Raw genomic sequence first — 13241 nt, forward strand, 5'->3', positions numbered from 1 at the left:
GACAGGCATGTATTCTAACCAACTGAACTAACGCACCAGAATTTCATTTTATCATTGCTATCTCTCTCGATTGCGGTTGCAAAGGTAGGTGTTTTTTTTAAACCTGCAATAGCTTGAAAGAAAAAAAATCATCTTTTTTTTAACATTGGTTGATTATAAGAGATTTATGTTACCTTTGCATAGACAAAAAATAGAAATTATGAAAAATACCCCTATCGAACGTAAACTAATCGATGAAACTATCGAAGATTTTCATATTGCAGACTTTGCAAAAGCCACTATTCGCGAAGTAAAAGCTATCGCAGCTAAAGCAGAAGCGGATTCCGGTGTAGAATTTATAAAAATGGAAATGGGAGTTCCCGGACTGCCTCCCTCAGCCGTAGGTGTAAAGGCGGAAATTGAATCTCTGCAAAAAGGGATAGCAAGCCTATATCCGGACATCAACGGCTTGCCGGCATTGAAAGAGGAAGCGTCCCGTTTCATCAAAGCATTCATCAACGTAGATGTGGCGCCGGAAGGATGTGTACCGGTAACAGGCTCCATGCAGGGGACTTTTGCCTCATTCCTCACATGCAGCCAGTGCGACGGGAAGAAAGATACCATCCTGTTCATCGACCCCGGTTTCCCCGTGCAAAAACAACAATTAGTTGTAATGGGACAGAAATATGAAACCTTTGATGTGTACGATTACCGTGGCGACAAACTGAAAGATAAGCTGGAAAGTTATCTCAAAAAGGGCAATATTTCCGCCATTGTTTACTCTAATCCAAACAATCCCAGCTGGATATGCCTGAAAGAAGAGGAACTCCGCATTATCGGCGAACTCGCCACTCAATATGATGTAATCGTTCTGGAAGACCTTGCCTATTTCGCCATGGATTTCCGCCAAGACCTAAGCAAACCGTTTCAAGCGCCATATCAACCTTCCGTGGCTCATTACACAGACCATTATGTCCTACTCATATCCGGTTCCAAAGCATTCAGCTATGCAGGGCAACGTATCGGAGTAAGCTGCATCTCAGACAAACTTTATCACCGGGCATATCCGGGACTGACACAGCGTTATGGTGGCGGTACATTCGGCACTGTATTCATTCATCGCGTTCTTTACGCTCTTTCTTCCGGAACCAGCCACTCGGCGCAATATGCGCTCGCCGCCATGCTGAAAGCTGCCAACGAAGGTAAATACAACTTCCTGGACGAAGTAAAGGTATACGGTGAACGTGCACGGCGATTGAAAGAGATTTTCCTGCGCCATGGCTTCCATCTGGTATACGACAACGACCTCGGCGATCCCGTAGCCGACGGATTCTACTTCACTATCGGCTATCCGGGTATGAGCAGCGGCGAACTTGCCAAAGAACTGATGTACTACGGAGTAAGTGCCATTTCATTGGTAACCACCGGAAGCCATCAAGAAGGACTACGCGCTTGCACCTCATTCATCCAAGACCATCAATATGCCCAGTTGGACGAACGTATGGCTGTCTTTGCAGAAAATCATCCTATAAAATAAGACGCATATACCTTGTTACAGAGAATGAGCATCTCCTCCCTGAAGACGCTTCATTCTCTGTAAAACCTTAAATTTCCCAAGAAAGATACTTTTCTCATAAAAAAGAGAAATATAATTTGCTCCTTTATAGAAAAATACTTAATTTGGGGGCATGTATATCAATACAGACATATTCAAAATAGAAACTAACCATATAGTTCCTGCACGAGGAAAAGTTCTTATATCTGAACCTTTTTTGTGTGACCATATGTTCGGGCGATCTGTTATTTTATTAGTAGACCATACACAAGACGGAACAATGGGATTGGTAATGAACAAACCGTTGCCTCTATTTTTGAATGATTTATTAAGTGAAATCGACTGTCGAGAGGATATTCCTATCTATAAAGGCGGCCCCATCAGCACCGACACTCTTTTCTATCTGCACACGCTGGAGAACATAGCAGATTCACTCCCGATAGCCAACGGATTCTATCTGAACGGTGACTTCGCCGCCATCAAGCAATTTATGGCGGAAGGCAATTCAATAAAAGGAAAAATACGATTCTTCCTCGGCTACTCCGGTTGGGAATCCGGACAGCTGAAGCAAGAGATAGAAGAAAATACCTGGTTGGTGGACAAAGCGGATATTCCCTCGCTCATGGATGAAAAAGCCAGCAAGAATCTGTGGAAAGACGCGCTTGGCAAGCTCGGCGGAAAATATGAAATGTGGTCACGTTTTCCGCAAATCCCCACTCTGAACTGACAGTAACCGACTAATCCGATTACCGACTATCCTCTACCCGACTCCGTACTCCCGGAACGAATACGTTGCATCAAAACAACATCCTTAAATTTACCACCTGTAAACCACCATTCTTTCAGCAGTCCGCACTGTACAAAACCACAAGAGCCGAACAGACGCAGACTCACCTCATTATCGGCGGCCACATGCACAATCAGTTGTTTCAGAAATAAAAAGCCGAAAGCATAGTCACACAAAAGTTTCAAGGCGTCGGAAGCATATCCATTCCCCTGATACTCCTTTCGTACCGCAATCCCCACCTCACCGCGGGAATGCATCGGTGCAAAGTCCGTAATGTCAATAGTGCCCACCACGGCATCATCCTCGCAACGCACTATCATCATACGGAGCTGACGGTCAGCAAACATATCGCATTGCGAGTTTTCCATGTATTGTTTCAGGACATACTTGGAATACGGCACCGAGAAGTTCGTGACATCCCACGTTTGCGGGTCATTCTCCATGGCATACATTATCTCCAAATCTTCCGGCTCCATGGCCCGAAGACGCACACGCTCATTTATAAAAAAAGAAGATTTCATTATTCTTTATCTATATGCAGTTCCTTACGCAAACGATTTTCACCCGGCAGACAGAACAGAGACGCAGTCAAAGCAATTAAGGCACAAAGCACTCCCTTATTGCTCAGCATCATGTAATAGGTGAGAAATCCCGCCAATACCGGCACGGCAAGCAGAGCCAGACGCACCCCACTCCACAACACATACAAGCGCAGCGCATCCGTAATGGCAACAACATCTATTTGCTTAGTCAGCACCCACGAAAAAAGTTTCAGGGAAACAGGCACTAATACAGCCGTAAGCAGAATCGTAACAGTCTCCGCAAAATATGTAGCACGCACATCTCCCGCATAGTCACCAACCCATTCTCCGCCTGTTTCACCAAATACCACAAGAAATACGGGCAACATCCAGAAATATACAAACAACATCTTTGTGCGGGCTGCAACCCGCTTTATCTTTTCTTCCATGCAATCGGTTTTAAAGTTACGTCATACCGTACCCGTAAACGGAGTACGATTTACAATGCTACGCCCAAGCGTTACCTCGTCCGCATATTCCAGTTCATCTCCCACAGAAATACCACGTGCTATCACAGACAGTTTCACTCCCAGTTTTTCCAGTTTGCGATAAATATAAAAGTTGGTTGTATCACCTTCCATGGTAGTACTGAGGGCAAGCACTACTTCCTTAATTCCCCCGGCAGACACCCGTTGCACCAGACTTTCTATTTCCAAGTCACCGGGACCTATTCCGTCCATCGGCGAAATCACACCGCCCAGCACATGATACAATCCACGGAATTGCTGTGTCGCTTCCACCGCCATCACATCGCGTATGTTCTCCACCACGCAAATAACGGAAGAATCACGCTGAGGATTGGAGCAGATACGGCAAGTCTCCGTATCAGAAATATTATGACACACCTTGCAGTACTTCACTTCATGCTTCAACGTAACGATGGCATTGCCGAAGGCTTCCACCACCGCCGTATCTTGCCGCAGCAGATGGAGTACCAGCCTCATGGCAGTCTTCCGGCCCACACCCGGCAGTTTGGCAAACTCATTCACCGCTTTCTCCAGTAATATCGAGGGAAATTGTCCGTTCATACTTAAAGTTCTCCTATTGACGGGCAAAGATAGAGAGAATTCCTCATTATGAACAAGGATTTTTGAAATAAGTGCTACCTTTGCAGGAAGAAACAATTAAAAAACAGATAACAAAATGGAGATAACAAACGCTGAATTCGTCATCAGTAACACAGACGTAACCAAATGTCCCGGCGGGACATTCCCCGAATACGCCTTCATCGGACGTTCCAACGTTGGAAAATCCAGCCTCATCAATATGCTGACAGGACGCAAGGGACTTGCCATGACGTCCGCAACTCCGGGAAAGACCATGCTCATCAACCATTTCCTGATTAATAAGAGTTGGTATATCGTTGACCTTCCGGGCTACGGTTACGCCAAGCGCGGGCAGAAAGGACAAGAGCAGATTCAGCGCATCATAGAAACCTACATCCTGCAACGTGAGCAAATGACCAACCTCTTTGTCCTCGTCGACAGCCGCCACGAGCCGCAAGCCATCGACCTTGCTTTCATAGAGTGGCTGGGCGAGAACGGAGTGCCTTTTGCCATCGTTTTCACCAAAGCCGACAAGCTGAAAGGCGGCAGGATAAACAGCAACATCCGCCACTATCTGGAGAAACTGCACGAACAATGGGAAGAGCTTCCCCCCTACTTCGTCACATCTTCCGAAAACCGTATGGGACGCGATGAACTGTTGGGCTACATCGAACAAATCAACAAGGACATTAACTCCAAACCATAATTATTATAACCGAAATGAAAAGATTTGTTTTTTGGCACATATTCGTTGCCGCATTGCTAATGGCTTCCAACAGCCGGGCACAATCTCTGAAAGATTTATTAAACAAGGAAAATATCGAAAAAGTAGTGAATGCAGTAACCGGCAAAAGTACCGCCAGCATGGAAGGAACATGGATATATACCGGTTCAGCCATTGAGTTTGAATCGGACAACTTACTGCAAAAAGCAGGCGGTTCGGTAGCCGCCGGCGCTGCCGAAAGCAAGTTGAACGAACAATTGGCAAAGGTAGGTATCAAAGAAGGACAAATGTCTTTCACCTTCAATGCAGACAGTACTTTTACAGCCAAAGTAGGTGCAAAAAGCATAAAAGGCACTTACTCCTACGACACTTCCACACAGCATGCTAATCTGAAATTCATGAAGCTGATTCCACTCAGCGCCAAAGTCAACTGTACATCCGCCAATATGGATTTGCTGTTTAATTCGGATAAACTTTTAAAATTGATTACCCTTATTTCCAGCAAGAGCAATAATACCACACTTAAAACAATCGGCTCGCTGGCAAACAGCTACGACGGCATGATGCTAGGTTTTGCTTTGAAAAAGGAATAAACCCAGGAACGGAAAAATGAAAAAGCCCCGTAAGTATAAAACTTACGGGGTTTTTTCATTCTTATTCTTTAAAATATAAAAAGAGCGGAAAACGAGACTCGAACTCGCGACCCTAACCTTGGCAAGGTTATGCTCTACCAACTGAGCTATTTCCGCAAATGATGCCCTTCTTACAAAGAGCGTGCCCAGAACAGGACTCGAACCTGCATGCCTCTCGACACACGCACCTGAAACGTGCGCGTCTACCAATTCCGCCACCTGGGCAATCATTAAATCAAAGGACCCTAACCTTGGCAAGGTTATGCTCTACCAACTGAGCTATTTCCGCAATATACTATGTGAAGAGAAGGAGACTCGAACTCCCACGACATAATTGTCACTACCCCCTCAAAGTAGCGCGTCTACCAATTCCGCCACCTCTCCAACATATTCCAAACATTTCATAGACCATTGCCTCTACCCTTGTGCCCAGAACAGGACTCGAACCTGCATGCCTCTCGACACACGCACCTGAAACGTGCGCGTCTACCAATTCCGCCACCTGGGCAATCATTAAATCAAAGATAGGTAATTGCAATCATTAAATCATAGAAAAGAGCGGAAAACGAGACTCGAACTCGCGACCCTAACCTTGGCAAGGTTATGCTCTACCAACTGAGCTATTTCCGCGTTTGCGGTTGCAAAGGTAGATATTTTCAACATTCTACGCACTTTTTTCACACATAAAATTGAACATTCCACCCAAAGCGAAAGCAGACTTTTGATTATCAACTCATTCGGTCACGATAATCTTCGTAAGAAAATAGCTTGAATATATCAGCCTTCCCCTCTTTTGTCCACATGGCAATGGCGGGATGATGAATTCCGTTGAACATATTCGTCTTCACCGTGGTGTAATGTATCATATCTTCAAAAACGATTCTTTCGCCGATATGAAGTTCGTGGTCAAAGCTCCACAAGCCCATATAGTCACCGCTCAAACAAGAATTACCTCCCAAACGGTAGACATATGCACCTCCATCACCCGTTTCAGCGCCCCGAACGGCAGGCTGATAGGGCATTTCCAGACAATCGGGCATATGGCAGGTGAAACTGACATTCAGAATAGCGGTACGAATACCGCGGTTCTCTACGATATCCACCACTTCGGAAGTCAACACCCCCGTCTGCCAGGTAAACGCAGAACCAGGTTCCAAGATAATATTCAAATGAGGATAACGCTCTTTCAATCCGCGGAGCAGACGAATCAGATGTTCTACATCGTAGTCCTTACGGGTCATCAAATGTCCACCGCCCAGATTCAACCATTTTATTTGCGGGAACCAACGGGAGAACTTCGCTTCCAGATGCTCCAACGTGCGTTCCAGTTCGTATGAGGACGACTCGCAATGGCAGTGGCAGTGGAATCCGTCAATACCCTGCGGCAAAACGTCGGGAAGCTGTCCGGCCATTACACCGAAACGAGTACCGGGAGCGCAAGGATTATACAGCTCCGTTTCCACTTCGGAATACTCCGGGTTGACGCGTATGCCGCAGGATATACTCTGTCCGTCCGCCTGAATCATGGGATAGAAACGTTTGAACTGCACCAACGAATTGAATGTAATATGGCTGCTGCATCGCATGATTTCTGAAAAGTCGGCTTCCGTATACGCCGGAGAATACGTATGCGCCTTGCTGCCGAATTCTTCCAACGCCAAGCGTGCCTCATATACGGAGCTTGCCGTAGAATGCTCTACATATTCACGGAATATGGGAAATGAACGCCACATGGCAAAGGATTTGAAAGCAAGAATAATCTCTACTCCCGCCCGGTCGGCAACGCTCTTTATCAATGTGAGGTTCTTCCTCAGCAGTTCTTCTTCCATGATATAACAAGGAGAAGGAAAAAGGTCGAAATCTTTGTCTGTCATTTTTATCGTTGTATAAACTTTTCTTATTAATATCACCCTATCACTTTAAAACGCGCGAAACGCAAAAGAAGTTGCTTGTCACCCGCATTCTTAAAACGAATGGTGGCTTTTGCATTATCACCCTCGCCTTCCACTTTCATCACTTCGCCCAGGCCGAAACGTTCATGCTCGATAAGTTGCCCCGGCTGCACCGTGTTTCCGCCTGCGACTGCCGATAAATGAGATGCGGCAGAAGTTGTTCCCATAGAAGGCGTCATCCGCTTTAAATTACGTGGAACGGTGGGGGCAATGATTTCCTGCCGGGGACGAACTCTTTCCTCACGTTTTCCATACATGCCGGAAGAGATATTCTCTCTGTTCTCCCGACGGAAAGACATGGCATTCTCATCTATTCTGCGGCTCAATCCCGCATCCTGCGGCAATTTAAGGAAACGTACATCTATATCTTTCAGAAAACAGCTGGGATTTCCAAACTCCATTTTTCCATAACGGTAGCGACTCTTGGCGTAAGTAAGGAAACAATGATCTTCCGCACGGGTTATGGCTACATAGAACAGACGGCGTTCTTCTTCCAGCGCCTTCGGAGAGTCTCCCGCCATACCGCTGGGGAACAACTCTTCTTCCATCCCTACCACAAAGACATTCTTAAATTCCAACCCTTTGGCGGAATGTACGGTCATCAGGGTTATCTTTGCATCGTCTCCGTCCTTGTCCGAATCTTGGTCGGTAAGCAAGGAGACTTCCGAAAGGAAATCGCTCAGTGTGATATTGGCGTTACCCTCTTCCTGCCGTTGGGCGCAGAAGTCTCCCATACCGTTTGCAAGTTCTTCGATATTCTCCTTGCGACTGAGGTTTTCTGGAGAATTGTCTTGGCAAACATCATTGATGATACCGGACTGACGGATTATCTCCGTACCGAGTTCGTAGGCATTCTTTTCGGTAACGCCCTCTATAAATCCGGCTATCAAGTCGCGAAAGCCTTGCAGCTTACCCGCTGTCCCTTTGTTGATATTCACTCCATAAGTCAGCGGCTCGCAGAGTACGGTCCACAGGCTTACATTGTTGTCAGTGGCGGCGGCAGTGATTTTGCTTACCGTCGTATCGCCTATTCCGCGTGCCGGATAGTTGATGATACGTTTGAAGGCTTCTTCATCATTCGGATTGACTGCCAGACGGAAATAGGCGATTACATCTTTTATTTCCTTACGCTGATAGAAAGACAGTCCGCCGTAAATGCGATACGGCATGCTGCGTTTGCGCATGGCTTCCTCGAAGACGCGGCTCTGCGCGTTGGTACGATAGAGTATGGCAAAGTCGGAATAAGCGTAATTCTCCTGCCGGCGCAATTCGGCTATCTTGTTGATTACAATATCGCCCTCTTCCACATCACTGTATGCCTGATACACCCCGATAGCCTCTCCCCTCTCCTTTTCCGAAAAGACTTCCTTGCGAATTTGCCGCTGATTCTTTTCTATCAGACTGTTGGCGGCAGAAACAATCGTTTGGGTGGAACGATAATTTTGTTCCAACTTAAAAACTTTCGTACCCGGATATACCTTTGTAAAATACAGAATGTTATCAATATCCGCCCCCCGGAAAGAATAAATACTTTGCGCATCATCACCCACCACACAGACGTGCTGATGCTCTTTCGCCAACTGAAGCACAATACTGTGTTGGGCAAAGTTGGTGTCCTGATACTCGTCCACCAAAATATAGCGAAACTGCGACTGATAGCGGGCAAGCACATCCGGATGGTCGCGGAAAAGCAGGAAAGTATAGAACAGCAAATCATCGAAGTCCATAGCATCCGCCTGTCGGCAACGTTCCCAATAGCGGCGGTAAATATCGCGCAGGGCGGGCATCTTGGCGGCGCAATCGCCTTCGTAGGCTTCTTTGTTGTTGGCATAGCCCGCAGGAGACACCAAGTGGTTCTTAGCGTTAGAGATACGAGACTGCACCATACCCGGCTTGTACACCTTTTCATCCAGTCCCATTTCCTTGATGATAGAACGCAACAGGCTTTTGCTGTCCGCCGTATCATAAATGGTGAACTTCGAGGTAAATCCTATCCGTGCGGCTTCCGCATGCAGAATGCGCAAAAATATGGAATGGAATGTCCCCATCCAAAGATGGCGCGCACGTTCTATACCTACTTGCCGGGCAATACGCTCTTTCATCTCACGGGCTGCCTTATTGGTAAAGGTAAGCGCGAGAATGTTCCAGGGCTGATAACCGTTCTCCAACAGATAAGCTATTTTGTAGGTTAGCACACGGGTTTTTCCCGAACCCGCACCGGCTATCACCAGTGACGGGCCGTCATTGTAGAGCACCGCGGCTCGCTGTCCCTCATTCAATTCTTGTATATAATCGGACATATTCCTAATCATCTAACGGGTAAAGTTCGGGCACAAAGATAAAAAAAGGTTCGGACACCAGCGAACAATTCCATAGGTTATCACGTTAGTATAGTAAAGTTTCAAAACTAAATAATTGAACTTATGAATACGTTATTAATGTCTTTAATGATAATGATTATGACACATGAAATGCCAAAACTTCCTTACGCAAACAACGCGCTGGAACCTGTAATCAGTCAGCAAACAATAGATTACCATTACGGTAAACACCTGCAAACGTACGTGAACAATCTGAACAATCTTGTTCCGGGTACGGAGTATGAAAACAAAGATTTGGTTACTATCGTAGCTACCGCACCCGACGGCGCTATTTTTAATAATGCCGGACAAGTGCTGAACCACACATTATACTTCCTGCAATTCTCTCCGAAACCGTCTCAAAGCGAACCCACCGGGAAGCTGGCGGAAGCTATCAAACGTGATTTCGGCAGTTTCGAGAACTTCAAGAAAGAGTTTAATGCAGCGGTAGTCGGATTATTCGGCTCGGGCTGGGCATGGCTGTCGGTAGACAAGAACGGTAAACTGCATATCACCAAAGAAGCCAACGGAAGCAATCCCGTACGTTCGGGACTGACCCCGCTGCTGGGCTTCGACGTTTGGGAACATGCTTACTACCTGGATTATCAGAATAAACGCGCCGACCATGTCAACGCTCTTTGGAGCATCGTGGACTGGAATACAGTAGGAAAACGAATGAAATAAGCAACCCCTTATAAAACCCTGTTGCAACGCATCTGTAAGCTGTAAAAAGCCACAGATGCGTTTTTTATTGCTTATTCCGTGCAATGTACAGAAATAGAAGCCGGAACAGACCCCGTGCTTTACAAATAAATCAGGCCGTAATCCCATGCAAATGAGAGTTACGGCCTGATTGCCCTATCCAGTTCGCCTTACGGCGTTCTTGTCATTTCTTAATCTTCTATGGCTGCCTGCGCCGCTGCAAGTCTTGCGATAGGCACGCGGAACGGAGAACAGCTGACATAGTTCAAACCTACCTTGTGGCAGAATTTCACGGAAGAAGGCTCACCACCATGCTCACCGCAAATACCGCACTTCAAGTCCGGACGAATGGCACGGCCTTTTTCGGTAGCCATACGTACCAACTGTCCTACTCCATTCTGGTCGAGCACTTGGAACGGGTCTACTTTCAGAATCTTCTTCTCCAGATAGATAGGCAAGAAAGAAGCGATATCATCACGTGAATAGCCGAAAGTCATCTGCGTCAAGTCATTCGTACCGAATGAGAAGAATTCCGCAGAAGAAGCGATACGGTCTGCAGTAAGAGCCGCACGCGGAATTTCAATCATCGTACCTACTTTGAAATCGATGCTGTCGCCAACTTCGGCAAACAACTTGGCCGCTTCGGCGCGGATAACCTCTTCCTGCTGCTTGAACTCGTACAAGATACCCGTCAGCGGAACCATGATTTCAGGATGTGTCTCAACGCCCTCTTTTTTCAATTCCAAAGCGGCGCCGAGGATAGCCCGTGTCTGCATCTGCGTGATTTCGGGATAAGTATTACCCAAACGGCAACCACGGTGACCCAACATCGGGTTATGTTCGCAAAGCGCTTCCACACGCTGCTGGATATACTGCAAGCTTACGCCCATGGTATCCGCCATTTCCTGCTGTCCCTTCAAATCGTGGGGAACGAATTCGTGCAAAGGCGGGTCGAGTAAACGAACGGTTACCGGACAACCGGCCATCGCCTTGAAGATACCCTTAAAGTCAGCCTGCTGGTACGGCAGAATCTTAGCCAGTGCCTTGCGGCGTCCTTCCGCGTCTTCCGCCAGAATCATCTCGCGCATAGCCTTGATTTTCTCACCTTCGAAGAACATGTGTTCCGTACGGCAAAGACCGATACCCACCGCTCCGAAATTACGTGCGACCTCTGCATCGTGCGGAGTATCGGCATTGGTACGTACCTGCAATTTCGTATATTTATCAGCCAACTGCATCAATTCGGCAAAATCACCGGACAATTCGGCTGCTTTTGTTTCTACCTTTCCTTTGTAAACCTCACCGGTGCTACCGTTCAAAGAAATGAAGTCGCCTTCTTTCAACACAACGCCATCTACCTCTACCGTACGGGCTTTGTAGTCGATATTCAATGCGCCTGCACCGGATACGCAACATTTACCCATACCGCGGGCCACAACGGCAGCGTGTGAAGTCATACCGCCACGTGCCGTCAGGATGCCTTCGGCAACGGCCATACCGGCCAAATCTTCCGGAGAAGTTTCGATACGCACCATCACCACACGCTTACCGCCGGCATGCCATTCGGCAGCGTCTTCGGCAAAGAACACGATCTGACCGCAAGCCGCACCCGGAGAAGCCGGAAGACCGCGGGTAAGCACTTTAGCCTGCTTCAAAGCCGTCTTATCAAATACGGGGTGAAGCAATTCGTCCAGCTTATTGGGTTCGCAACGCAACAAGGCCGTTTTTTCGTCAATCATGCCTTGATGCAACAAGTCGGTGGCAATCTTTACCATAGCGGCACCGGTACGCTTACCGTTGCGTGTCTGAAGGAACCAGAGCTTACCTTCCTGTACGGTGAACTCCATATCCTGCATATCTCTATAATGATTTTCCAATTTGGTTTGCAAAGCATCCAGTTCCTTATAGATTTCGGGCATCGCCTCTTCCATGGAAGGATATTTGGCGGCACGCTCTTCTTCGCTCACGCCGGCAAGTTCAGCCCAACGCTTGGAACCGACGATGGTAATCTGCTGCGGAGTACGGATACCCGCCACAACGTCTTCACCTTGCGCGTTAATCAGATATTCGCCGTTGAAAAGGTCTTCGCCCGTAGCGGCGTCACGGCTGAAGCAAACTCCCGTAGCGGAAGTGTCGCCCATATTACCGAACACCATTGCCTGAACGCTTACGGCAGTACCCCACTCGTCGGGAATTCCTTCCATTTTACGATAAAGGATAGCGCGTTCGTTCATCCACGAGTTGAACACGGCGCAGACAGCTCCCCACAACTGTTCGTAAGCACAAGTCGGGAAATCTTTTCCGGTCTGTTCCTTAACGGCAGCCTTGAATCTCTTTACGAGTTCCTTGAGGTCTTCCACTTCCAGTTCATTATCCAGCTTCACGCCTTTGGCATGTTTCACATCTTCTATAATAGCTTCGAAGGGGTCTACATCTTCTTTGTTTACCGGCTTCATTCCCAATACAACATCACCGTACATCTGTACAAAACGGCGGTAAGAGTCCCATGCAAAGCGAGCGTTGCCCGTCTTGCGAATCAGGCCCTCCACCACTTCATCGTTCAAACCGAGGTTAAGAATCGTATCCATCATACCCGGCATGGAAGCGCGCGCCCCCGAACGTACGGAAACCAACAACGGGTTCTCCACATCGCCGAATTTAGAACGCATCAGCGTTTCTACGTGTGCGATGGCGTTTTCCACTTCCTGTTTCAACAGAGCAACAACCTTGTCCTGCCCCATTTCATAATATTCTGTACAAACTTCTGTCGTAATTGTAAAGCCCGGAGGAACCGGAACTCCGATAAGGTTCATCTCTGCCAAGTTAGCTCCCTTACCTCCCAAAAGGTTTCTCATGCCGGCTTTTCCTTCCGCCTGGCCGTTACCAAAGGTATAAACTCTTTTTTTGTCCATAATATAAATTT

General features: G+C 47.3%; 11 protein-coding genes and 5 tRNA genes. 5 read left to right on the plus strand and 11 right to left on the minus strand.

The window, feature by feature from the left end; translation table 11 throughout:
* The first annotated feature begins 199 nt into the window (after window positions 1–199).
* Window positions 200–1516 carry a pyridoxal phosphate-dependent aminotransferase gene (locus BHV73_RS12445; RefSeq protein WP_022218788.1) on the plus strand — a complete coding sequence of 439 codons (1317 nt, stop codon included), beginning with the start codon at window positions 200–202 and terminating at the stop codon, window positions 1514–1516.
* Between the two features lie 151 nt (window positions 1517–1667).
* Window positions 1668–2261 carry a YqgE/AlgH family protein gene (locus BHV73_RS12450; RefSeq protein ID WP_009121117.1) on the plus strand — a complete coding sequence of 198 codons (594 nt, stop codon included), beginning with the start codon at window positions 1668–1670 and terminating at the stop codon, window positions 2259–2261.
* Window positions 2262–2287: 26 nt separating this feature from the next.
* Here BHV73_RS12450 and BHV73_RS12455 read toward each other — a convergent pair whose 3' ends face one another.
* From BHV73_RS12455 to recR, 3 genes are read right to left on the minus strand one after another with little or no spacing between them, the layout of a single operon-like run.
* Entirely contained in the window at window positions 2288–2842 is a 555-nt protein-coding gene (locus tag BHV73_RS12455) for a GNAT family N-acetyltransferase (protein WP_087411871.1), read from the minus strand.
* Window positions 2842–3291 (minus strand): hypothetical protein, encoded by a 450-nt coding sequence (locus BHV73_RS12460; protein WP_087411870.1) that lies wholly within the window; start codon window positions 3289–3291, stop codon window positions 2842–2844. The genes BHV73_RS12455 and BHV73_RS12460 overlap by 1 nt, the downstream gene beginning before the upstream one ends.
* A gap of 21 nt (window positions 3292–3312) precedes the next feature.
* A complete protein-coding gene (gene recR, locus BHV73_RS12465; protein ID WP_009121120.1) occupies window positions 3313–3930 on the minus strand; it encodes a recombination mediator RecR in 618 nt (205 codons plus the stop codon).
* A gap of 115 nt (window positions 3931–4045) precedes the next feature.
* Between recR and yihA the strand changes: the two genes are divergently transcribed.
* Both yihA and BHV73_RS12475 read left to right on the plus strand, forming a co-directional pair.
* Window positions 4046–4654 (plus strand): ribosome biogenesis GTP-binding protein YihA/YsxC, encoded by a 609-nt coding sequence (gene yihA, locus BHV73_RS12470; RefSeq protein WP_009121121.1) that lies wholly within the window; start codon window positions 4046–4048, stop codon window positions 4652–4654.
* A 14-nt stretch (window positions 4655–4668) separates the two neighbouring features.
* Complete coding sequence (locus tag BHV73_RS12475; protein ID WP_087411869.1) at window positions 4669–5265, plus strand: DUF4923 family protein; 597 nt, start codon at window positions 4669–4671, stop codon at window positions 5263–5265.
* A gap of 83 nt (window positions 5266–5348) precedes the next feature.
* Here the strand turns inward: BHV73_RS12475 and BHV73_RS12480 are convergent.
* The 7 genes from BHV73_RS12480 to BHV73_RS12510 form a co-directional block, all read right to left on the minus strand.
* Window positions 5349–5421 (minus strand) — tRNA-Gly (locus BHV73_RS12480).
* A gap of 26 nt (window positions 5422–5447) precedes the next feature.
* Window positions 5448–5529 (minus strand) — tRNA-Leu (locus BHV73_RS12485).
* A gap of 75 nt (window positions 5530–5604) precedes the next feature.
* Window positions 5605–5688: transfer RNA gene (locus BHV73_RS12490), tRNA-Leu, on the minus strand.
* Between the two features lie 42 nt (window positions 5689–5730).
* Window positions 5731–5812: transfer RNA gene (locus BHV73_RS12495), tRNA-Leu, on the minus strand.
* Window positions 5813–5861: 49 nt separating this feature from the next.
* A tRNA-Gly gene (locus tag BHV73_RS12500) sits at window positions 5862–5934 on the minus strand.
* Between the two features lie 98 nt (window positions 5935–6032).
* Window positions 6033–7178, minus strand: a complete 1146-nt coding sequence (gene nspC, locus BHV73_RS12505) for a carboxynorspermidine decarboxylase (RefSeq protein WP_022218182.1) — start codon at window positions 7176–7178, stop codon at window positions 6033–6035.
* 32 nt (window positions 7179–7210) lie between these two features.
* Window positions 7211–9556: an ATP-dependent helicase gene (locus tag BHV73_RS12510; RefSeq protein ID WP_087411868.1), complete on the minus strand. Its 2346-nt coding sequence runs from the start codon at window positions 9554–9556 to the stop codon at window positions 7211–7213.
* Window positions 9557–9679: 123 nt separating this feature from the next.
* Between BHV73_RS12510 and BHV73_RS12515 the strand changes: the two genes are divergently transcribed.
* Window positions 9680–10300, plus strand: a complete 621-nt coding sequence (locus BHV73_RS12515; RefSeq protein WP_286738469.1) for a superoxide dismutase — start codon at window positions 9680–9682, stop codon at window positions 10298–10300.
* A gap of 209 nt (window positions 10301–10509) precedes the next feature.
* Here BHV73_RS12515 and ppdK read toward each other — a convergent pair whose 3' ends face one another.
* Window positions 10510–13230 carry a pyruvate, phosphate dikinase gene (gene ppdK, locus BHV73_RS12520; protein WP_022218179.1) on the minus strand — a complete coding sequence of 907 codons (2721 nt, stop codon included), beginning with the start codon at window positions 13228–13230 and terminating at the stop codon, window positions 10510–10512.
* Window positions 13231–13241: the final 11 nt, after the last annotated feature.

It is taken from the genome of Bacteroides sp. 44_46, assembly GCF_001915465.1.
Lineage (GTDB): Bacteria > Bacteroidota > Bacteroidia > Bacteroidales > Bacteroidaceae > Bacteroides > Bacteroides clarus.